18 protein-coding genes are annotated in these 21,169 nt (G+C 72.3%); 13 read left to right on the plus strand and 5 right to left on the minus strand.

The window, feature by feature from the left end; translation table 11 throughout:
• Window positions 1–38: 38 nt before the first annotated feature.
• The 6 genes from ACPT94_RS37075 (at window position 39) to ACPT94_RS37100 (ending at window position 7,989) form a co-directional block, all read left to right on the plus strand.
• Window positions 39–2,888: a DEAD/DEAH box helicase gene (locus tag ACPT94_RS37075; RefSeq protein ID WP_360346429.1), complete on the plus strand. Its 2,850-nt coding sequence runs from the start codon at window positions 39–41 to the stop codon at window positions 2,886–2,888.
• A gap of 473 nt (window positions 2,889–3,361) precedes the next feature.
• Window positions 3,362–4,996: a sensor histidine kinase gene (locus ACPT94_RS37080; RefSeq protein ID WP_425247856.1), complete on the plus strand. Its 1,635-nt coding sequence runs from the start codon at window positions 3,362–3,364 to the stop codon at window positions 4,994–4,996.
• Window positions 4,993–5,400: a roadblock/LC7 domain-containing protein gene (locus tag ACPT94_RS37085; protein ID WP_360346425.1), complete on the plus strand. Its 408-nt coding sequence runs from the start codon at window positions 4,993–4,995 to the stop codon at window positions 5,398–5,400. Before ACPT94_RS37080 ends, ACPT94_RS37085 begins: the two co-directional genes overlap by 4 nt.
• Window positions 5,397–5,789: a DUF742 domain-containing protein gene (locus ACPT94_RS37090; RefSeq protein WP_360346423.1), complete on the plus strand. Its 393-nt coding sequence runs from the start codon at window positions 5,397–5,399 to the stop codon at window positions 5,787–5,789. Before ACPT94_RS37085 ends, ACPT94_RS37090 begins: the two co-directional genes overlap by 4 nt.
• The gene (locus ACPT94_RS37095) at window positions 5,770–6,390 is read left to right on the plus strand and encodes a GTP-binding protein (protein WP_425247857.1); all 621 of its coding nucleotides are present in this window, start codon (window positions 5,770–5,772) and stop codon (window positions 6,388–6,390) included. The genes ACPT94_RS37090 and ACPT94_RS37095 overlap by 20 nt, the downstream gene beginning before the upstream one ends.
• Window positions 6,391–6,444: 54 nt before the next feature.
• A complete protein-coding gene (locus ACPT94_RS37100) occupies window positions 6,445–7,989 on the plus strand; it encodes a cytochrome P450 (RefSeq protein WP_360346419.1) in 1,545 nt (514 codons plus the stop codon).
• Here ACPT94_RS37100 and ACPT94_RS37105 read toward each other — a convergent pair.
• On the minus strand, window positions 7,983–8,936 hold the full coding sequence (locus ACPT94_RS37105; RefSeq protein ID WP_360346417.1) for an RluA family pseudouridine synthase: 954 nt from the start codon (window positions 8,934–8,936) through the stop codon (window positions 7,983–7,985). The genes ACPT94_RS37100 and ACPT94_RS37105 overlap by 7 nt on opposite strands.
• Before the next feature lie 67 nt (window positions 8,937–9,003).
• On the opposite strand from ACPT94_RS37105, the gene ACPT94_RS37110 reads away from it, so the two are divergent.
• On the plus strand, window positions 9,004–9,585 hold the full coding sequence (locus ACPT94_RS37110; protein ID WP_360346415.1) for a GNAT family N-acetyltransferase: 582 nt from the start codon (window positions 9,004–9,006) through the stop codon (window positions 9,583–9,585).
• A gap of 417 nt (window positions 9,586–10,002) precedes the next feature.
• On the opposite strand, the gene ACPT94_RS37115 is transcribed toward ACPT94_RS37110, so the two are convergent.
• A complete protein-coding gene (locus tag ACPT94_RS37115) occupies window positions 10,003–10,848 on the minus strand; it encodes a siderophore-interacting protein (protein WP_360346413.1) in 846 nt (281 codons plus the stop codon).
• A gap of 92 nt (window positions 10,849–10,940) precedes the next feature.
• The gene (locus ACPT94_RS37120) at window positions 10,941–11,870 is read right to left on the minus strand and encodes a 5'-3' exonuclease (protein ID WP_425247860.1); all 930 of its coding nucleotides are present in this window, start codon (window positions 11,868–11,870) and stop codon (window positions 10,941–10,943) included.
• A gap of 237 nt (window positions 11,871–12,107) precedes the next feature.
• Here ACPT94_RS37120 and ACPT94_RS37125 point away from each other — a divergent pair, with 237 nt between their 5' ends.
• The 5 genes from ACPT94_RS37125 (at window position 12,108) to ACPT94_RS37145 (ending at window position 17,811) form a co-directional block, all read left to right on the plus strand.
• A complete protein-coding gene (locus ACPT94_RS37125) occupies window positions 12,108–13,187 on the plus strand; it encodes a quaternary amine ABC transporter ATP-binding protein (RefSeq protein WP_360346411.1) in 1,080 nt (359 codons plus the stop codon).
• The gene (locus tag ACPT94_RS37130; RefSeq protein ID WP_360346409.1) at window positions 13,180–14,994 is read left to right on the plus strand and encodes an ABC transporter permease/substrate binding protein; all 1,815 of its coding nucleotides are present in this window, start codon (window positions 13,180–13,182) and stop codon (window positions 14,992–14,994) included. The genes ACPT94_RS37125 and ACPT94_RS37130 overlap by 8 nt, the downstream gene beginning before the upstream one ends.
• A gap of 452 nt (window positions 14,995–15,446) precedes the next feature.
• Window positions 15,447–16,013 carry a helix-turn-helix domain-containing protein gene (locus tag ACPT94_RS37135; protein ID WP_360346407.1) on the plus strand — a complete coding sequence of 189 codons (567 nt, stop codon included), beginning with the start codon at window positions 15,447–15,449 and terminating at the stop codon, window positions 16,011–16,013.
• The gene (locus ACPT94_RS37140) at window positions 16,013–16,732 is read left to right on the plus strand and encodes a helical backbone metal receptor (protein WP_360346405.1); all 720 of its coding nucleotides are present in this window, start codon (window positions 16,013–16,015) and stop codon (window positions 16,730–16,732) included. Before ACPT94_RS37135 ends, ACPT94_RS37140 begins: the two co-directional genes overlap by 1 nt.
• A 155-nt stretch (window positions 16,733–16,887) precedes the next feature.
• On the plus strand, window positions 16,888–17,811 hold the full coding sequence (locus ACPT94_RS37145; RefSeq protein ID WP_360346403.1) for a LysR family transcriptional regulator: 924 nt from the start codon (window positions 16,888–16,890) through the stop codon (window positions 17,809–17,811).
• A gap of 290 nt (window positions 17,812–18,101) precedes the next feature.
• Here the strand turns inward: ACPT94_RS37145 and ACPT94_RS37150 are convergent, their stop codons facing one another.
• Entirely contained in the window at window positions 18,102–18,815 is a 714-nt protein-coding gene (locus tag ACPT94_RS37150) for a gamma-glutamyl-gamma-aminobutyrate hydrolase family protein (protein ID WP_360346401.1), read from the minus strand.
• Between the two features lie 123 nt (window positions 18,816–18,938).
• Window positions 18,939–19,673: a FadR/GntR family transcriptional regulator gene (locus ACPT94_RS37155; RefSeq protein WP_360346399.1), complete on the minus strand. Its 735-nt coding sequence runs from the start codon at window positions 19,671–19,673 to the stop codon at window positions 18,939–18,941.
• Between the two features lie 125 nt (window positions 19,674–19,798).
• On the opposite strand from ACPT94_RS37155, the gene ACPT94_RS37160 reads away from it, so the two are divergent.
• Complete coding sequence (locus ACPT94_RS37160; protein WP_360346397.1) at window positions 19,799–21,166, plus strand: glutamine synthetase family protein; 1,368 nt, start codon at window positions 19,799–19,801, stop codon at window positions 21,164–21,166.
• Window positions 21,167–21,169: the final 3 nt, after the last annotated feature.

The raw sequence follows: 21,169 nt of genomic DNA on the forward strand, positions 1-21,169 counted from the left end.
TGGGCGGATCACAGGTTTCACAGGCCCCGATCCGGATAATGATCGTCCTGTTGTCAGTGGCGCCCGGTACGCTCGAAAGCACGATGACAGAGGACCTTTCCCCGGCCGAGCGGTACGCGGCGGCGCGCAGGCGCGCTGTCGAGCAGGCCACCGCGCTCGCGTCCTTCCGCGAGATGTACGACTTCGGTCTCGACCCCTTCCAGATCGAGGCCTGCCAGGCGCTCGAGGCGGGCAAGGGCGTCCTGGTGGCCGCGCCCACCGGGTCGGGCAAGACGATCGTGGGCGAGTTCGCCGTCCACCTCGCCCTCCAGCAGGGCAAGAAGTGCTTCTACACGACACCCATCAAGGCGCTGTCGAACCAGAAGTACAACGACCTGTGCCGTCGCTACGGCACCGGGAAGGTCGGCCTGCTCACCGGCGACAACAGCGTCAACTCCGACGCCCCGGTGGTCGTGATGACCACCGAGGTGCTGCGGAACATGCTGTACGCCGGCTCGCAGACCCTCCTCGGCCTCGGGTACGTGGTGATGGACGAGGTGCACTACCTCTCCGACCGCTTCCGCGGCGCCGTCTGGGAGGAAGTGATCATCCACCTCCCCGAGTCGGTCACCCTCGTCTCGCTCTCCGCGACCGTGTCCAACGCCGAGGAGTTCGGCGACTGGCTCGACACCGTCCGGGGCGACACCGAGGTGATCGTCTCCGAGCACCGGCCCGTGCCGCTGTTCCAGCACGTGCTCGCCGGGCGGCGGATGTACGACCTGTTCGAGGAGGGCGAGGGCCACCGCAGGGCCGTCAACCCCGACCTCGCGCGCCTGGCCCGGATGGAGGCCAGCCGGCCGTCGTACCAGGACCGCCGGCGCGGGCGGATGCGGGAGGCCGACCGGGAGCGGGAGCGCCGGCAGCGCTCGCGGGTGTGGACGCCGGGCCGGCCCGAGGTGATCGAGCGCCTCGACGCGGAGGGCCTGCTGCCCGCCATCACGTTCATCTTCAGCCGCGCCGCCTGTGAGGCCGCCGTCCAGCAGTGCCTGTACGCCGGACTGCGGCTCAACGACGAGGAGGCACGCGAACAGGTCCGCTCCCTGGTCGAGGAGCGCACCGCCTCCATCCCCACCGAGGACCTGCACGTCCTCGGGTACTACGAGTGGCTGGAAGGCCTGGAGCGCGGCATAGCGGCCCACCACGCGGGCATGCTGCCGACGTTCAAGGAGGTCGTCGAGGAGCTGTTCGTGCGCGGCCTGGTCAAGGCCGTCTTCGCGACCGAGACCCTCGCCCTGGGCATCAACATGCCCGCCCGCTCGGTGGTCCTGGAGAAGCTCGTCAAGTGGAACGGCGAGCAGCACGCCGACATCACCCCCGGCGAGTACACCCAGCTGACGGGTCGCGCGGGCCGACGGGGCATCGACGTCGAGGGCCACGCCGTCGTGCTGTGGCAGCGGGGCATGAACCCCGACCACCTCGCCGGCCTCGCGGGCACGCGCACGTACCCGCTGCGCTCCAGCTTCAAGCCGTCGTACAACATGGCGGTCAACCTGGTCGAGCAGTTCGGGCGGCACCGGTCGCGGGAGCTGCTGGAGACGTCGTTCGCGCAGTTCCAGGCCGACCGGTCGGTGGTGGGGATCTCCCGGCAGGTGCAGCGCAACGAGGAGGGGCTGGAGGGCTACAAGGCCTCCATGACCTGCCACCTCGGCGACTTCGAGGAGTACGCGCGGCTGCGCCGCGAGCTCAAGGACCGCGAGACCGAGCTGGCCAGGCAGGGCGCGGCCCAGCGGCGGGCCGAGGCGGCGGTGGCGCTGGAGAGGCTGAAGCCGGGGGACGTCATCCATGTGCCCACCGGCAAGTACGCGGGTCTGGCGCTGGTCCTCGACCCCGGTCTGCCCGCCGGGCGGGCCAACGGCCACCGCGGCTTCGACCACCACGACGGGCCCCGTCCGCTGGTCCTCACCGCCGAGCGGCAGGTCAAGCGGCTGGCCTCGATGGACTTCCCGGTGCCGGTCGAGCCGCTGGAGCGGATGCGGATCCCGAAGACGTTCAACCCGCGCTCTCCGCAGTCCCGTCGCGACCTCGCCTCCGCGCTGCGCAGCAAGGCCGGGCACATCCCGCCGGAGCGGGCGCGCAAGAAGCGGTCCCAGGCCGCCGACGACCGGGAGATCGCCCGGCTGCGCACCGCGTTGCGCGCGCATCCCTGCCACGGCTGTGCCGAGCGCGAGGACCACGCCCGCTGGGCCGAGCGCTACCACCGCCTGCTGCGCGACACCTCGCAGTTGGAGCGGCGCATCGAGGGCCGCACCAACACCATCGCCCGGACCTTCGACCGGATCGTGGCGCTGCTGACCGAACTGGACTACCTGCGCGGCGACGAGGTCACCGAGCACGGCAGACGGCTGGCCCGGTTGTACGGCGAGCTGGACCTCCTGGCGAGCGAATGCCTGCGGGCCGGGGTCTGGGAGGGGCTGGCTCCCGCCGAACTCGCGGCGTGTGCCTCGGCGTTGGTGTACGAGGCCCGAGTGGGCGACGACGCGATGGCGCCGAAGCTGCCCTCCGGCAAGGCGAAGGCCGCGCTCAGCGAGATGGTGCGGATCTGGGGGCGGCTGGACGGTCTGGAGGAGGAGTTCCGGATCAACCAGACGGAGGGGGTCGGGCAGCGGGAGCCCGATCTCGGGTTCGCCTGGGCCGCCTACATGTGGGCCTCCGGGAAGGGCCTCGACGAGGTGCTGCGGGAGGCCGAGATGCCGGCCGGTGACTTCGTGCGGTGGTGCAAGCAGGTCATCGACGTTCTCGGCCAGATCTCGGCGGCTTCTCCCGCGGAGGGCTCGACTGTGGCGAAGGCCGCGCGCAAGGCGGTCGATCAGTTGCTGCGGGGAGTCGTCGCCTACTCGTCCGTGGGCTGACGGTCCGTCCGGTGGGCGCGGGCGGTGTGCGGTCGCCCGCGCCCACGCGGCGAAGCCGCACACTGGCGCGGTCCCGCGCCGTTGATATCTCTCTGACGCCGGTTCGGACACGGACGCCGGCCAACGTGGCGGGGCCCGAGGGCCCCGCCTTCGTATGCGCCCGCGCCGCAGCCGACGCCGCCCTGCGCATCGCGGGCGTGTGACGGCAGCTTCACACCGCTTGGTTCACCCGTTCGGGTGAGGGCCTTCGTATGCTCATACGTCGTTACACACGGTGTGTGAGTGAATTCCGAGCGTGCAAAACGCCCGAGGCTACTCCAGGTGCCGGTCCGGTTTCAGGCGGTTGCCGAATATGACACGGCGATGATCCGGTCGGACTAAGCTCGCCCGCGGCGCACCGAGTTGAGGTGTATTCGTGCGCTTGTTCCCACATATTCCGAAGCTGCCGACACGTCCCTATAGAGGGTGCCCATATGGTGAGTGTTCAGTCCCCACCCGGCCGCCGTGAACTGGCTCCCGCACGCTTGCTGTTGCTGCCGGCGATACTGATGGCCGCGGCGACCGGAGCCGCCGTCGCCCTGGTGGCGCCGTCGGCCCGACTCGCCGTCGGCGTCTGCGGAGTCGCCGCCACCTTCCTGGTGATCGCCGCCGGGACCGACTCGGTGCGCCGCGACAGACGACTGCGGGAACTGCGCGAGGAGACGGACCGGCGCGTCGCCCACCTGGAACGGCAGGTCTCCGTCCAGGAGGAACAGAACCTCAGCGTCGCCCGGTACTTCGTGCCCCAGGCGGTGGACTGGCTGCGCGGCGGGGCATCCCCCGACGAGGTGATGAAGCACTTCGCGGAGGCCGATCCCGCCTTCAACGAGCTCGGCGACGGACAGCGCGAGGTGATCAAGAAGACCCTCGACATCGTCGACCACGAGGAGGCCCTGCGCGACTCCGCCCAGCGCTCGTTCGTCAGCATCGCCCGGCGAGTCCAGGCCATCGTCCACCAACAGGCCGCCGAACTGCGGGAGATGGAGGAGGACCACGGCCGTAACCCCGAGGTCTTCGACGACCTCCTGCGCATCGACCACGGCAACGCCCTGATCGGCCGTCTCGCCGACTCCATCGGTGTGCTCGGCGGCGGCCGGCCCGGCCGCAACTGGCCCCGGCCGGTACCGCTGTACAGCGTGCTGCGCGGTGCCATGTCCCGCATCCTCGAGTACCGGCGCATCCAGCTGGACTCCATCGCCAAGGTCAACATCAACGGCCTCTCCGTCGAGCCGCTCATCCACGCGGCCGCGGAACTCCTCGACAACGCCACCCGCTACTCGCCGCCGCAGAGCAAGGTGCACGTCAACGCCGTCGAGGTGCAGACCGGCATCGCGATCGAGATCGAGGACGCCGGCGTCAGCCTCAGCGAGGAGGCCCGCGCCAAGGCCGAGCGCATGCTGGAACTCGCCAAACGCGGCGTCGACATCCAGGACGTCGGCGGCACCCCGCGCCTGGGCCTGGCGGTCGTCGGCCGCCTGTGCACGTCGTTCAACCTGCAGGTGTCGCTGCGCACCTCCGCGTACGGCGGGGTCCGTGCCGTGCTGGTCGTGCCGAGCGAGATGCTCACCTCCGAGCCCGCCCCCGGCTTCGCCCACGGCATCGGCGCCACCGCCGTACCCCAGATCGACCTCGCGACCATCGGGGAGGGCCCCAAGCGCCCGCCCAAGAAGCGCCGCCCCACCAACCCGCGCATCCCGGCCGACGTCTCGCTGGACGACGACGTGCCGGTCATCACCGAGTGGACCGACAAGGGCCTGCCGCAGCGCCGCAGCAAGGCGACCGTCCCGATCAGCCAGATCTACCGCGAGGCGTACGCCGCCCAGGCCGCAGCCGAGGCCGCCGAACGCGAGGGCAGGCCCGACCCGTTCGCACAGGCCCGGCCGGAACCCGAACCCAAACGGAAGGGGGCCGAGCCCGGAGTGCACTTCGAGGCCTTCTGGGAGGGCCTCAAGAAGGACATGCCCCCGGACGTCCACCCCACCGACTTCCTCCGCAATCCCACCGCATACCTGCACCTGATTGAAGACAAGGCCAAGAACGAGGCCGATGACGAGGGGGACCTCAAGTGATCCAGCAGCGCGCCAACTTCGACTGGCTGCTCAAGGAGCTCTACGACGGAGTTCCGGGCATCGAGATGATCGTGGTGCTGTCGGCCGACGGACTGCGCATCGCCCGCTACGCCGGTGACCCCGACGCCGCGGACCGTGTCGCCGCCGCCTGCGCGGGCCTGCAGAGCCTGGCCACCGCCGTCGCCCAGGAGTTCCACTCCAGCGACGGCGAGATGAAACTGGTCGTCATCGAGCTGAACGACGGCTACTTCTACCTGATGTCCGCCGGCCCCAACGCCTACCTCGCGGTCCTCGCCGACGTGCGCTGCGAGGCCGGCCGGATGAGCGGCATGATGCGCGACCTCGTCGTGCGCATCGGCGCCCATCTGACCACCCCGCCCCGGCGCACCGGGCAGAGCGTATGACGCCTCCGCAACGCCAGCGGCGTCAACCTCTGCCGGAACCGGCCGAGGCGCTCCCGAAAGAGGACGGCAAGGACGTCGAGCGGCTCTACGTCATCTCGGGTGCGGACGGCGAACGCGCGCCCCTCGACCTGGTGACCCTGATCGTGGCCCGCGCCGAACCGCCCTCCTCCGCCACCCCGGAACAGATCGCGGTGCTGCGGATGTGCCGGGCCCCGCTGTCGGTGGCCGAGATCTCCGCCTATCTCGGCCTGCCGTTCAGCGTGATGACGGTGCTGCTCACCGAGATGCTGGCGGCCGATCTCGTGCAGGCGCGCGCCCCGATCGTTCGGCAGAAGATTCCCGACCGGTCCCTCCTCGAAGCGGTGATGCATGGACTTCAAAGGCTCTGACACGATCCCCGGGCCACGGACCGAGGATCACCTGCCGCACACCACCACGGCGGCAGCCAAGATCGTCATCGTGGGCGGCTTCGGCGTCGGCAAGACGACCATGGTCGGTTCCGTCAGTGAGATCAGACCGCTGACCACCGAGGAGACCATGACGCAGGCCGGGGTCGGCGTCGACGACAACTACGGCTCCGACTCCAAGACCGCCACCACCGTGGCGATGGACTTCGGCCGCATCCGCATCTCCGACCAGGTCGTGCTCTACCTCTTCGGCACACCCGGCCAGGAGCGCTTCTGGTTCCTGTGGAACGGCCTGTTCGAGGGCGCGCTGGGCGCCGTCGTCCTGGTCGACACCCGCCGTCTCGAGGTCAGCTTCGAGGTCATGGGACGGCTGGAGGAGCGCGGAGTGCCCTTCGTCGTCGCCGTCAACACCTTCCCCGACGGGCCCCGTTACCCCATCGAGGACCTGCGCGCAGCCCTCGACCTTCCGCCCGAGGTCCCGATCGTCGAGTGCGACGTGCGCCGCCGCGCCTCCAGCCGCGACGTGCTGATGACCCTGATGCGCTTCCTGCACGCCCTGGCGCTCAGCCGCAGACTCACCTGACCCCGCCCAACTCCCCCCGACACCCGATTCCCCACAGTTTCGGAGCGACTCCCTGTGACGCCTGAACACCCGACGACGACCGGCCCGCGCGACCTCGCCCTCGATCCGCCACCCGGCTGCCCCGCGCACGGCCGCGGCCCCGGTGGACTGCACCGGCTCTACGGCCCCGGCGCGGAGGACCTGGGTGCCCTCTACGAGGAACTCCGCGAGCAGCACGGCCCGGTGGCGCCCGTGCTCCTCCACGACGACGTACCGATGTGGGTGGTCCTCGGCCACGCCGAGAACCTGCACATGGTGCGCACGCCCTCGCACTTCACCCGGGACAGCCGCACCTGGACCCCGCTGCGGGAGGGCGCGATCAAGCCCGACCACCCGCTCATGCCGCACATCGCCTGGCAGCCGATCTGCTCCCACGCCGAGGGCGACGAGCACAAGCGGCTGCGCGGCGCGGTCACCGCGGCCATGGCGACCATCGACGACCGCAGTCTGCGCCGGTACATCTACCGATCCAGCCAGCGCCTGGTCAACCGCTTCTGCGAGTCGGGCGAGGCCGAGCTGGTCGGCCAGTTCGCCGAACACCTCCCGATGGCCGTGATGTGCCACATCCTCGGCATGCCCGAGGAGTACGACGACCAGCTGGTCCTGGCCGCCCGCGACGCGCTCAAGGGCACCGAGACCGCGATCGCCAGCCACTCCCACGTCATGGAGGCGGTGAGCCGGCTCGCCGCCCGCCGCCGTGCCCAGCCCGCCGGGGACTTCGCCAGCCACCTCATCAACGACCCGGCGGGACTGACCGACGACGAGGTGCGCGAACACCTGCGCCTCGTGCTCTTCGCCGCCTACGAGGCCTCCGTCAACCTGCTCTCCAACGCGCTGCGCATGGTGCTCACCGACCCGCGTTTCGTCGCCCGGCTCAACGGCGGGCAGATGACGGTGCCGGAGGCGGTCGAGCAGTCCCTGTGGGACGAGCCGCCGTTCAGCGCGATCCTCGGCTACTTCGCCAAGCAGGACACGGAGCTGGGCGGTCAGCGCATCCGCAAGGGCGACGGCCTCCTCTTCGCCCCCGCGCCGGCCAACGTCGACCCACGGGTGCGGCCCGACCTGTCCGCCAACATGCAGGGCAACCGCTCCCACCTCGCCTTCGGCGGCGGACCGCACGAGTGCCCCGGCCAGGACATCGGCCGCGCCATCGCCGACGTCGGCGTCGACGCGCTGCTGATGCGGCTGCCGGACATCCAGCTCGACTGCGACGAGGAGGACCTGCGCTGGACGACCTCGATCGCCTCGCGGCACCTGGTGGAGCTGCCGGTCCGGTTCGAGCCGAAGGCCCAGCAGGCGGTCGTCGCCAAGCCGAGCCACGGCCCGGTCCCGCCGGGGCCGGCCCTGCCGATCGACCTCGGCTCCAGGCCGACGACGGCTCCCGCGCCGGCCGCGCCGGCATCGACCGCGCCCGCGCCGCCCGCCTCCGAGGCCCGGTCGGCGCCGCTGCCCGGCCCCGCGCCCGCCCCGGCACCGGCTCCCGCCCAGGCACCGGCTACGGCACCGGCCCGCCGGCCCAACGCCTGGCGCCGCTTCCTGGCCTGGTGGCGCGGCTACTGACCGCCGTCCCAGTCGTCGTACGAGGACCAGGCGCCCAGCGTCCGCCCGCTCCGCAGCCGGTGGGCCGCCCCGGTGACCGGATCGGTGAACTCCAGCTCCCGCGCCAGCAGTTGCAGCGGACGCCGGAAGTCACCGGCCGGCACGGGGGCGGCCACCTCGGGGTAGAGGGGATCGCCGAGGATCGGGATCCCGAGCGCGTTCATGTGCACGCGCAGCTGATGGGTCTGCCCGGTCCGCGGGGTGAGCCGGTAGCGGGCGAGTCCGTCCGGCCGGTGCTCGATCAGCTCGACGCGGCTGACGGCGTTCGGCTCGCCCGGCACCTCCCGGGCGGCGAGCGTCCCGCGCTCCTTCAGGATCCGGCTGCGCACGGTCACCGGCAGGGCGAGCGCGGGATCGTACGGGGCGACGGCCTCGTACACCTTGCGCACCCGGCGGTCGCGGAACAGGGTCTGGTAGGCGCCGCGTTCCTCGGGGCGCACCGTGAACAGCACCAGTCCGGCGGTGAGCCGGTCGAGGCGGTGGGCGGCGCCGAGCGTGGGAAGGCCCAGCTCCCGCCGCAGCCGCGCCAGCGCGGTCTCGCTGACATGGCTGCCGCGCGGGGTGGTGGCGAGGAAGTGCGGTTTGTCGGCGACGACGAGATGATCGTCGCGGTACACGATCTCCAGCGGGAACGGCACCGGCTCCTCGGCGGGCAGCTCCCGGTGGAACCACACGAACATCCCCGGCGCGTACGCCGTGTCCGGCGCCACCGCCCGCCCGTCCGCCCCGACGATCCCGCCGGCCGCGAACATCCCGTCGACGATCTTGGTCCGCGCCGCGCCGAACCGCTCCACGAGGTGTTCCCGGACGGTCGCCCAGTGCCCCTCGCCCGGCAGCCGCACCCGCACCGGATCGACCCCGTCACGCTGGGGGAGGGGCGAGGGCGGGGGAGGGGTACGGCGTCTCATCGGGTCCAGCGTACGGTGACGCGAAAACCCGTTGGACACGCCGGTTGCGGTGGGCAGGATGTGGATCATGCCCTACCTCACCCGCCCCGTCCTGCCCGCCGGCTCCCTCTCCCGCGCCCCTCAGCCCGTGCTCGCCGCCGGCGACGATCTGGTCCTGCGCCCGTGGCGGGCCGAGGACGCGCCCGCCGTGCACGCGGCCTTCCAGGACCCGCTGATGCACCAGTGGCACACCCGGGCCGCCGATTCCGAGGAGGAGGTCGCCGGCTGGATCGAGGAGTGGCGGGCGGCCTGGGGCGAGGAGCGCAACGCCCAGTGGGCCGTCGCCGACGCGGAGAGCGACGCGGTGCTGGGGCGGGTGGCACTGCGTGAGATCGTGCTCGGCGACGGCGTGGCGGAGGTCGCCTACTGGACGACGGCGGCCGCCCGCGGCCGGGGTGTCGCCGCCCGCGCCACCACCGCCCTCGCCCACTGGGCCCTCGACGAGATCGGCTTCCACCGCCTGGAGCTGCTGCACGCCGTCGCCAACGACGCCTCCTGCCGCGTCGCCACCAAGACCGGCTTCGCGCTGGAGGGCACCAAGCGCAGCGCCCTCCTCCACCCCGACGGCTGGCACGACATGCATCTGCACGCGCGTGTGCGGGGCGACTGAGGCGGGCGGCCACCGTCTCGGGCACGGCGTCCCGGGCCCGCCGTACGGCTGCGGTACGGCCGGTGGGCCAGGTCGGCGGTGGCCGTCACGGTCGGGAGAGCGGGGCGGGAACGCCTCCGACTGCCAAGTGAGGGCCGGCGAGGACAACCGGCGAGAACAAGGGCGCCGGTCTTGCGAGAACAAGGGCGCCGGTTTTGTCGGGACAGGCCGCGGGGGCCGGCGGCTGGGCGGGGCGACGGCTGCGGGCCGCTCTCCGTCGGTCCCGACCGGGGGGCCTGGTGCGGGGTGGGCGGTCTGTCGGCGCTCGCGGCGGTGGCCGGGTGGCCGGCGATCCGTGTGTTCCGGTCGGAGCAGCGGTCGGTGCGGCCGGCCTCGGTGCGGCCCGCGCCACGAGTGCGGGCCGCTTCCGGGGGGGGGTCAGGCGGCGGGTGCCGCGCCCTCCTGCTCCGCCTCCACGCGCGCGTTCCACTCCCGCTTCGAGGCCTGCCAGCCGTCCTCGTTGTGGCCGAGCCGCCAGTAGCCGGAGATCGACAAGTCCTCGCGCGGGATCCGGTGCTCGACGCGGAGCACCTTGCGCAGCTCCTTCACACAGGCGGCCTCGCCGTGCACGAAGGCGTGCGGGCGGCCCTCGGGGAACTCCAGTGCGCGCACGGCCTCGACGAGCTTCTCGCCGACGGGCCGGTCGCCGCGGTGCAGCCAGACGACCTCCACGTCGGAGTCGATCTTCTGCTCCTCCTCGGGGCCGGCCACCTCCACGAAGGCGTGGGCGACGGCGCCCGCGGGGAGGGACTCCAGGGCGGCCGCGATGGCGGGCAGGGCGCTCTCGTCGCCGGCCAGCAGGTGCCAGTCGGCAGTGGGGTCGGGGGCGTAGGCGCCACCGGGCCCCATGAAGTGGACGGTCTCGCCCGGCTGGACGCGCGCCGCCCACGGACCGGCGAGACCCTCGTCGCCGTGGAGCACGAAGTCCAGGGTGAGCTCGCGGTGTTCGGCGTCCCAGTGGCGCACGGTGTACGTCCGGGTCACGGGCCACTGGTCGCGCGGGAACTCGGCCCGGATGCGCTCCACGTCGAAGGGCTCCGGGTAGCTCACGCCCTCGGCGCCGAACAGCAGCTTCACATAGTGGTCCGTGCACGTGCCGACGGTGAACTCGGCCAGCCCCTCACCGCCGAGCACCACGCGCTGCATGTGCGGGGTGAGCCGTTCGGTGCGGACGACCTGTGCGGAGTGGGGCTTCCGCGGCTTCCGTGCCGGACGTTCTGCCATGACGGGCCTCCCAAGCTGCTTTGGTTAGGTTTACCTAAATTAGCACCGTCGTTCGCCGCGGTGCCGCACGAGGAGAGGTTCTTTAACCCCTCTTAAGGGGCGAGGGTGCTCAGCAGCCGCTGCACCGATCCGCCGAGCCCCCAGCGCTCCGCCAGCCCCTCCAGTGTCACCGGTTCCCGCGGCGTGCGCGGGAGGGTGGTGTCCACGTCCGGCAGCGGCACGTCGTCGGCAACCCGGACCACCGTCGGCGCGACGGCGACGTACGGCCGCGCCTCGTCGAGCCGCTTGCGCTGCGTCGGCGTGAGCTTCGCCCTCGGGTCGTCGACCGCCGCCATGATCCCGGCCAGGTCGCCGAACTCGGCCAGCAGCTTGGCCGCGGTCTTCTCCCCGATGCCGGGCACGCCCGGCAGGCCGTCGCTCGGATCGCCGCGCAGCAGCGCGAGATCCGCGTACCCGCGGCCGTCTACCCCATACTTCTCGCGCAGCCAGGCCTCGTCCGTGACCTGGAGGGTGCTGACGCCCTTCAGCGGGTACAGCACCCGCACCCCGCGCGCGTCGTCCACCAGCTGGTACAGGTCGCGGTCGCCGGTGACGATGTCCACCGGGCCCCTCGCCCGCGCGGTGAACGTGCCGATCACGTCGTCCGCCTCGTAGCCGGCGACCCCCACGCGCGCGATGCCCAGCGCGTCCAGGACCGCCTCGATGACCGGAACCTGCGGCGAGAGCGTGTCCGGCACCTCCTCCTCGTCAGGGCCCGCCTCGTGCTCCTCGGCGACGCGGTGCGCCTTGTAGGAGGGGATCAGCTCGACCCGCCACTTCGGCCGCCAGTCGGCGTCCATGCACGCGACCAGCTCGTCGGGCCGGTGGTCCTTCACCAGGCGGTCGATGAAGTCGAGCAGCCCGCGCACGGCGTTCACCGGAGTGCCGTCCGGCGCCCTCACGGAGTCCGGGACGCCGAAGTAGGCGCGGAAGTAGAGCGAGGCGGTGTCGAGGAGCATCAGTCGTCCGGTCACGCCACGCATCATGCCGCACCGGCACTGCGCGGCACTGCCCGTATTCACTCCCGTGGCAGCTGTAAAGGGCCTGTGAACTGGCCCACGTGCGCGTTTGCCCCGCTGGGTCCCGGGCAGGCGCGGCCTCGGAGCGGTGCCGGTTGCAATTTCAACTGTTAGCGATCGACAAGGCCCTCGAGGCCTCGTCGCAGGAGCCTCCCGGCCCGGGCGCCTCTCCGTCCCTGCCCCCGACTCGAGAAGGTATGTGTGTCCTCCAGGCTTGAGGCCGAACATCTCCACAAGGTGTTCGGCAGGCGACCGGACGAGGCAGTCGAGCGGCTCCGCGGCGGAGCCGACCGTGAGGAGCTGCGCGCCGACGGCACCACCGCCGCCGTGATCGACGCCTCCTTCCGCGTGGACCCGGGCCAGATCTTCGTCGTCATGGGCCTGTCCGGCTCCGGCAAGTCCACGCTGCTGCGCATGCTCAACGGACTGCTGGAACCCACCGCGGGACGCGTCCTCTTCGACGGCCAGGACCTGACGGCGCTCGGCGACCGCGAGCTGCGCGAGGTCCGCGCGAAGAAGATCAGCATGGTCTTCCAGCACTTCGCGCTCTTCCCGCACCGCAGCGTCCTCGACAACGCCGCCTACGGTCTCGCCGTCCAGGGCGTCCCCCGCGCCGAGCGCGAGCGGCGCGCCGCCGAGGCGCTCAGGCTGTGCGGCCTGGCCGGCTGGGAGAAGTCCTGGCCGGACGAGCTGTCCGGCGGCATGCAGCAGCGCGTGGGCCTCGCCCGCGCCCTCGCCACCGACGCCGACCTGCTGCTGATGGACGAGTCCTTCAGCGCGTTGGACCCGCTGATCCGCCGCGACATGCAGGACCAGTTGCTCACCCTCCAGCAGACCCTGAACAAGACGATCGTCTTCATCACCCACGATCTCAACGAGGCCATGCGCCTGGGCGACCGCATCGCCGTCATGCGCGACGGCCGCATCGTGCAGACCGGCACCTCCGAGGACATCCTCCTGCGCCCCTCCGACGACTATGTGGCCTCCTTCATCCAGGACGTCGACCGCTCCCGCGTGCTGACCGCGTCCGCCGTGATGGACACCCACGTCCGCGGTGACGAGGCCGACTGCGGCTGCGAGACCGCGACCCCCGACACGCCGTTCACCGCGCTGTGCGCGCTCAGCGCCCGTCTGCCGCACCCGGTCGCCGTCCTGGACGGCGCACGGCTCGTCGGCGTGGTCCCGCGGCAGCGCCTCGTCGGCTTCCTGGGCGACCGGCAGGGAGCGCCCGCCCGCTGCGACCGTCCCCGCGACGAGGGGAAGGTGACCGCCCGTGCCTAGGCTCCACCTCGGCGACTGGGTCGACTCCGGCGTCGACTGGCTCGTCGCCCACATGTCCTGGCTCTTCGACGCCGTCAAGACGGTCGTCGAAGGCATGTACGACGGCATCGACGCCGTCCTCACCGCCCCCGAGCCCCTGGTGCTCGCCGGCATCCTCGCGGTGCTCGCCTGGTGGCTGCGCGGCCTGTTCGCGGGCGTCCTCGGCTTCGTCGGGTTCGCGCTGATCGACTCCCTCGACCTGTGGGAGGAGGCGATGTCCACCCTGTCCCTGGTGCTCGTCGCCACGGTGATCGCCCTGGTGATCTCCGTCCCGCTCGGCATCTGGGCGGCCCGCTCCAAGACGGTCGGCGCGGCTCTGCGGCCCGTCCTGGACCTGCTCCAGACGATGCCGTCGATGGTCCTGCTGATCCCGGCGATCCTCTTCTTCGGCATGGGCGTCCCGGCCGGCGTCGTGGCGACCCTGATCTTCGCCCTAGCCCCCGGCGTGCGCATGACCGAACTCGGCATCCGCCAGGTCGACGAGGAACTCGTCGAGGCCGCCGAGGCCTTCGGTACGACACCGCGCGACACCCTCCTGCGGGTCCAGCTGCCGCTCGCCCTGCCGACGATCATGGCCGGTGTCAACCAGGTCATCATGCTGGGCCTGTCGATGGTCGTCATCGCCGGCATGGTCGGCACCGGCGGCCTCGGCGGCGCCGTCAACGAGGCCATCGGCCAGCTCGACATCGGCCTCGGTTTCGAGGCGGGCCTCGGCATCGTCGTCCTCGCCATCTACCTGGACCGGATGACCGGCGCCCTCGGCACCCGGATCTCCCCGCTCGGCCGCCGCGCCGCCGCCAAGGCCCGGACGACCGTGTGGACGCACCGCCCCCACGCGGCCGTCGCCGTGGTCGGCGTGGTCGTGCTCGCCCTCGTGGCCGGCGGCATGGGCGTCTTCGGCTCCCCCTCCGGCACCGCCGAGGCCTCCGCCACGGACGTCGGCAAGGGCAAGGAGATCAGCATCGGCTACATCCCCTGGGACGAGGGCATCGCCTCCACCTACCTCTGGAAGGAGCTGCTGGAGGAGCGCGGCTTCGAGGTGAACACCACCCAGTACGCCGCCGGTCCCCTCTACACGGGCCTCGCCACCGGCCAGGTCGACTTCCAGACCGACGCGTGGCTGCCCACCACCCACGCCGAGTACTGGACCAAGTACGGCAAGCAGCTCGACGACCTCGGCCAGTGGTACGGCCCCACCTCCCTGGAGCTCACCGTCCCCTCGTACGTGAAGGACGTGAACTCCCTGGCGGACCTCGGGAACAAGTCCGCCGAGTTCGGCGGGAAGATCACCGGCATCGAGCCCAGCGCCGGAATGATGGGCCTGCTCAAGGACAAGGTCCTCAAGCAGTACGGCCTCGACGGCACCTACAAGGTCGTCGACGGATCCACCCCGGCGATGCTCGCCGAACTCAAGCGCGCCTACGCCAAGAAGCAGCCGATCGTCGTCACCCTGTGGTCGCCGCACTGGGCGTACAGCGAGTACGGCCTGAAGAAGCTCAAGGACCCGCAGGGCGCCTGGGGCAAGGGCGACGGCGTGCACACCCTCTCCCGCAAGGGCTTCGCCGCCGACAACCCCGAGGTCGGCAGGTGGCTCAGGGACTTCTCGATGACCGAGAAGCAGCTCACCGGCCTGGAGGCGCAGATCCAGAAGGCCGGCAAGGGCAAGGAGCAGGACGCCGTCCGCGCCTGGCTCAAGAAGAACCCCGGCCTGGTCGACAAGTGGGCGCCGGTCGCCGGTTCGGGGGAGAAGAGCCGGGCGGCCGGGTGACCTGACAGCCCCGCGACCGCCCGACGAGGGGCGGGCACCGACGTACGTCTCCTACGCGTACGACGGGGCCCGCCCCTCACGTCATGGCCCACGGGAAGGATCCGGCCAACCACGCTGAGCTACGCCCACGCCCCGACTCGGCCATGTGCCGCCCGGACATGCCGGCCACGCCACCAGGCGGAATCGTCGGCCTGGGACGAACGGGAACACGGCGGCCCGTGAGCGCATTGAAGAAAGGAACACGCGCGCGCGTCCCCGCCCGGTGATCCCCCGCGGATGATCGACTGGCGCGAACTGTGAGGTCGCGTGTGACGCCGTGGGCCCTTGATGTGACGGGCGCATGCAGCGGTTTGCCGAACATGCGTAGGGTGCAGAGAAGTCATCGGAGGACGTGCGCCCACGGCGGGGCACTCGGGTAGTGGGACCGACGAGCGAAGGAGGGAGCCGGAGCGATGGGCGACCACAAAGAACAGCCCCTACGGGTGGGCGCGGCCGTCCGGCGGCGGCGCCGGTCCCTGGAGCTCACCCTCGCCGTCGTGGCCGAGCGCAGCGGGCTGTCCGTCCCGTTCCTCAGCCAGATCGAGAACGACCGGGCCCGGCCCAGCACCAGCTCCCTGGAGAAGGTGGCCGACGCCCTGCGCACCACGGCCGTCGAACTCCTCGCCGCCGCCGACCCGGCGTGCAGCGTCGACGTCGTGCGCGCCGAACTCGCCGACCCCGGCCCCGAGCCGCGCTCCCGTTCCCTGGTGCGCGGCCACCACCAGATGCACGCCTCGGAGTTCACCGGCGACCACGAGGCCGGCCGCGAGTTCCAGTACCGCAACGACCAGTTGATGTACGTCGCCGACGGCGCCGTGGAGATCGAGGCGGAGGGCCGCGCGTACCGCCTCGGCCGCGGCGACACGCTCTACCTCACCGGCGGGGTCCGCCACCGCTGGCGCGCGACCGTGCCGGACACCCGGGTCGTGGTCGTCGCCGTGGCCGAGCACATCGAGGCGGTCCGGGACCGCAAGAAGTAGTGCGGGTCGTCTCCCTGGTGCCCTCGCTCACCGAGGCCGTCGCCGTGTCCCTGCCGGGCGCCGTGGTCGGCGCCACCGACTGGTGCACCCACCCGGCGGACCTCGACGTCACCCGCGTGGGCGGCACCAAGAACCCCCGGACCGACCGGATCGTCGCCCTCGCCCCCGACCTGGTGATCGCCAACGAGGAGGAGAACCGGGAACCGGATCTCGCCGCCCTGCGGTCCGCCGGCATCGAGGTGCTGGTGACCGAGGTACGGGACGTACCGCAGGCCTTCCGGGAGCTGGCCCGGGTGCTGGCGGCGTGCGGGGCGCGGTCACGTCCGCGCTGGCTGGACGAGGCGGAGGCCGCATGGGCGGCCGTGGAGCCCCTCGAGCCGCGCAGGACCGCGGTCGTACCGATCTGGCGCCGCCCGTGGATGGTCCTGGGCCGGGACACCTTCGCGGGGGACGTCCTGTCCCGGCTGGGCGTCGATCACCTCTACGCGGCGCACGAGGACCGCTACCCGAGGATCCCCCTGGAGGAGTTGCGCGAGTCGGCCCCCGATCTCGTCGTCCTCCCCGACGAGCCCTACCGCTTCGCCCCCGACGACGGCCCGGAGGCCTTCCCCGCTCTGCCCTGCGCGCTGGTCGGCGGGCGGCACCTGACGTGGTACGGCCCGTCGCTCGCGGAGGCGCCACGGGTGCTGGCGGAGGCGTTGCGCGCCGCCGGCCGGTGACGGCGTCGAGGACGGTGGAGGGCTGCCGGCCCCGGCCGGAGGAGGCGGACGGGGCCGGGCTGCGGTCACCGCCGCGGTCACCGTGTCCCACCGGTTCCGGCAGGGGCGCCCCTGCGACCTGGGAGGATGTGTCCAAGGGGGCATAAACTGGGCTTATGGGGAGTGTGGAGGGACAGGCCGTGGACGCCGGCTCGATCGCGCACCGCGTTCCGGATCTCGGGGCGCTGGAGCTGCTGCTGGCCGTGGCCCGGCTGGGCAGTCTCGGCGCGGCCGCGCGTGAGCTCGGCATCACCCAGCCGGCCGCGAGCAGCCGGATCCGCTCGATGGAACGTCAGCTCGGGGTGGCCCTCGTGGACCGTTCGCCGCGCGGCTCCCGGCTCACCGACGCCGGCGCGCTCGTCACGGACTGGGCGCGGCGGATCGTCGAGGCGGCCCAGGCCTTCGACGCGGGCGCGCAGGCGCTGCGCGACCGGCGGGACTCCCGGCTCCGGGTGGCGGCCAGCATGACCATCGCCGAGTACCTGCTGCCCGGCTGGCTCCTCGCGCTGCGCGCGAAGCGGCCGGACACGGCGGTGTCGCTGCTCGCGGGCAACTCGGCCGCGGTGGCGGAGCGGTTGCTGTCCGACGAGGCGGACCTGGGCTTCGTGGAGGGGCTCACCGTGCCGTCGGGGCTGGACTCGGCGGTCATCGCCCATGACCACCTGATCGTCGTCGCCGCGCCGGCGCATGCCTGGGCTCGGCGGCGGCGGCCGCTGGCCGCCGAGGAACTGGCGTCGACGCCGTTGATTCTGCGGGAGAAGGGGTCGGGGACGCGGCAGGTGCTGGACGCGGCCCTCGGCGGCCTCGCCCGGCCCCTCATCGAGCTGTCCTCGACGACCGCGGTGAAGGCCGCGGCGGTGAGCGGGGCCGGGCCGGCGGTGCTGAGTGAGCTGGCGGTGGGGGAGGAACTGGCGATGCGGCGCCTGGTGAGTGTGCCGGTGGACGGGGTGCTGCTGGCGCGGGACCTGCGAGCGGTGTGGCCGACGGGGCACCGGCCCACGGGGCCGGCGCGGGAGCTGTTGTCGTTGACGCGGGGGTAGGGGCGGGGCTGTCTCGCCCCCGCCGCGCCACCCGTCCCGTCCTCAGAAGCTCCGCCCCTTCGACCGCGCCAAGGGGCCTCGCCCCTGGACCCCCGGGCCTGTGCCCACCCACCGCCCGACTGGTTGGGAGGGCGCCCACTTCCAGCCGAGGCCCGCATCGACCAGCCCGACCGGCGGGTCCCCTCTGGGGGCGTTCCACGTGGAGACCCGTGCAGGGCCGAAGCGGGGGTCCGGGGCGGCAGCCCCCGGGGACGGGAAGGGCAGGGGCGGCGGGGACCGAATCCCCTCGGTCACCGCCCCGCGGCCCGCACCAGCGCCCGCATCACCCGCAGGTCCTCGTCCATCTCCGGGTGCCACTGCACCCCCAACACCCAAGACGCCGAGGGGAGTTCGAGGGCCTCCACCGTCCCGTCCGCCGCGTGGGCCGCCGGGACCAGGCCGGTGCCGAGGCGGTCCACCGCCTGGTGGTGGAAGGTGGGGACGGACGTCTCCTCCGGGACGAGATCGGCGTACAGCGTGCCCGGGACGGGCTTGACCGGGTGGTGGCCGAAGACGCCGACGATCTCCGCGTGCCCGTCGAGATGCTGGACGAGGGTGCCGCCCAGGGCGACGTTCAGCAACTGCATGCCCCGGCAGATGCCCAGCAGGGGGATGCCGGCGGCCAGCGCCGCGTCGATCAGGGCGAGTTCCCACGCGTCCCGCTCACGCGCGGGCGGCCCGGTGCGGGGGTCGCGCTCGGCGCCGTAGCGGGCCGGGTCCACGTCCGGGCCGCCCGCGATCACCAGGCCGTCCAGCCGGGCCACGGTCGCCGCCGCGTGCTCGGGCGCGTCCGGCGGAAGCATCGCGGCCAGGCCGCCCGCCCGCTGCACGAGCCGTGGGTAGCCGGCCGGCAGCAGGGCCGCGTCCAGCTCCCAGGTGCCCCAGCACGCCCCGGCCTCGAGATACGTGGTGACGCCGATCAGCGGCCTGGCCTGCGCGCCGGCCGCCCCCGTCCTGTCCGTCATACGCTCTCCCGCCCCCCGCATCGAAATGGACTCGCCCCGGACCATTGGAGCACGCCGGTGTGTCACGCGGACACCCGTGGCGCGGCACGGATCACCGGTCACGCCGTACGGCTCACCCACGCGTCACGCCAGGAACCCCCTGAGCAGCGCCGCCGTCCCCGCGCAGTGTTCCCGCATCATCTCCCGCGCCCCGTCCGCGTCCCCGTCCAGCACCGCCTCCACCAGGGCCGCGTGCTGCCGCTGCGAGTGCTCCAGATTGCGCACGAGCAGCGGGATGCAGTCCAGCAGGTCGTTCACCGTCGCCCGGACCGCCGCGTACTGCGCCGTCAGCGACGGTGACCCGCACAGCTCGGCCAGGGTGAGGTGGAGCATGGTGTCCAGGCGGCGGTAGTCGGCCAGCGGGGCGTCCTCCGTGCGCGCCAGCGCCTCCCGGAGCCGTACGGTCTGCTCGTCCGTGAGACCGTGTGCCGCGCACAGACCCGCCGCGCCGACCTCCAGCACCTCCCGGAAGCGCAGCACGTCCTCGATGTCGACCTCGGCGATCCGGCGCCGCAGTTCGTCCTCCCCGCCCGCGTCCGTACGCGGCAGCACGAACGTTCCCCCGTACCGGCCCCGGCGTGGCTCCACCAGTCCCTGCTCCTGGAGCACCTTCAGCACCTCGCGCAGTGTCACCCGGCTGATCCCGAGCCGCTCCGCCAGGTCCCGCTCGGCCGGCAGCCGTTCCCCGCCCGGCACCAGGCCCAGCCGTACGACCTGAAGGATCTGCTCCAACGCCTCCTCGAAGCCGTTCCCCGCCCGCACCGGCCGCAGTACCGGCGTCAGCCGGTCGTCCGGACCGCCGTCAGCGTCCACCGACATCTGGCCGTGCCCCCTTCCCAAGCAATGGTTCTCGGCAATACCTTATGGCTCCCGGCCGCCCGACGAACCCCCCGCACAACCCGAAAAAGCCGAGGCACACCGAGGAAGCCTGAGGAGGCCCTCCCGTGGCAGACCGCACACCCCCGCTCGGCGTCGAGGAACTGCACACCCTCGTCGCGGGCGGTGAGATCGACACTGTCGTCCTCGCCTTCCCCGACATGCAAGGGCGTCTCCAGGGCAAGCGGTTCGCCGCCCGCTTCTTCCTCGACGAGGTCCTCCACCACGGCACCGAGGGCTGCAACTACCTGCTCGCCGTCGACACCGACATGAACACCGTCGACGGGTACGAGATGTCCTCCTGGGAGCGGGGATACGGCGACTTCGCCATGCGTCCCGACCTGTCCACCCTGCGGCGCGTGCCCTGGCACCCCGGCACGGCCCTGCTCCTCGCCGACCTCACCTGGGAGGACGGCTCGCCCGTGGTCGCCGCGCCCCGGCAGATCCTGCGCCGCCAGCTGGAGCGCCTCGCCGAGCTCGGCCTCACCGCCCAGGTCGGCACCGAGCTGGAGTTCATCGTCTTCAAGGACACCTACGAGCAGGCCTGGGACGCCGGCTACCGGGGCCTCACGCCGGCCAACCAGTACAACATCGACTACTCCATCCTCGGCACCGGCCGTATCGAGCCCCTGCTGCGCCGGCTGCGCAACGACATGGCCGGCGCCGGCCTCACCGTCGAGTCCGCCAAGGGCGAGTGCAACCCCGGCCAGCACGAGATCGCCTTCCGCTACGACGAGGCCCTGGTCACCTGCGACCAGCACGCCCTGTACAAGACCGGCGCCAAGGAGATCGCCGCCCAGGAGGGCGTCTCCCTGACCTTCATGGCCAAGTACAACGAGCGCGAGGGCAACTCCTGCCACATCCACCTCTCGCTCGCGGACGCCGACGGCACCAACGTCATGGCCGCCTCCGACGACCCCCACGCCATGTCCGACACCATGCGCCACTTCCTCGCCGGACAACTGGCCGCCCTGCGCGACTTCTCCCTCCTCTACGCCCCGAACATCAACTCCTACAAGCGGTTCCAGCCGGGCTCCTTCGCCCCGACCGCCGTCGCCTGGGGCCACGACAACCGCACCTGCGCCCTGCGCGTCGTGGGCCACGGCCGCTCCCTGCGCTTCGAGAACCGGCTGCCCGGCGGCGACGTCAACCCGCACCTCGCGGTCGCCGGACTGGTGGCCGCCGGGCTGTACGGCATCGAACAGAAACTGGAGCTGCCCGAGGCCTGCTCGGGCAACGCCTACACCGCCGACCACGCGCACGTCCCGACCACCCTGCGCGAGGCCGCCGAGCTGTGGGAGAACAGCCCGATCGCCCGGGCCGCCTTCGGCGACGAGGTCGTCGCGCACTACCGCAACATGGCCCGCGTCGAACTGGACGCCTTCGACGCCGCGGTCACCGACTGGGAGCTGCGCCGCTCCTTCGAACGCCTGTGAAAG

This window comes from Streptomyces aurantiaciflavus (assembly GCF_049808595.1).
In the GTDB taxonomy this organism is placed as follows: Bacteria; Actinomycetota; Actinomycetes; order Streptomycetales; family Streptomycetaceae; genus Streptomyces.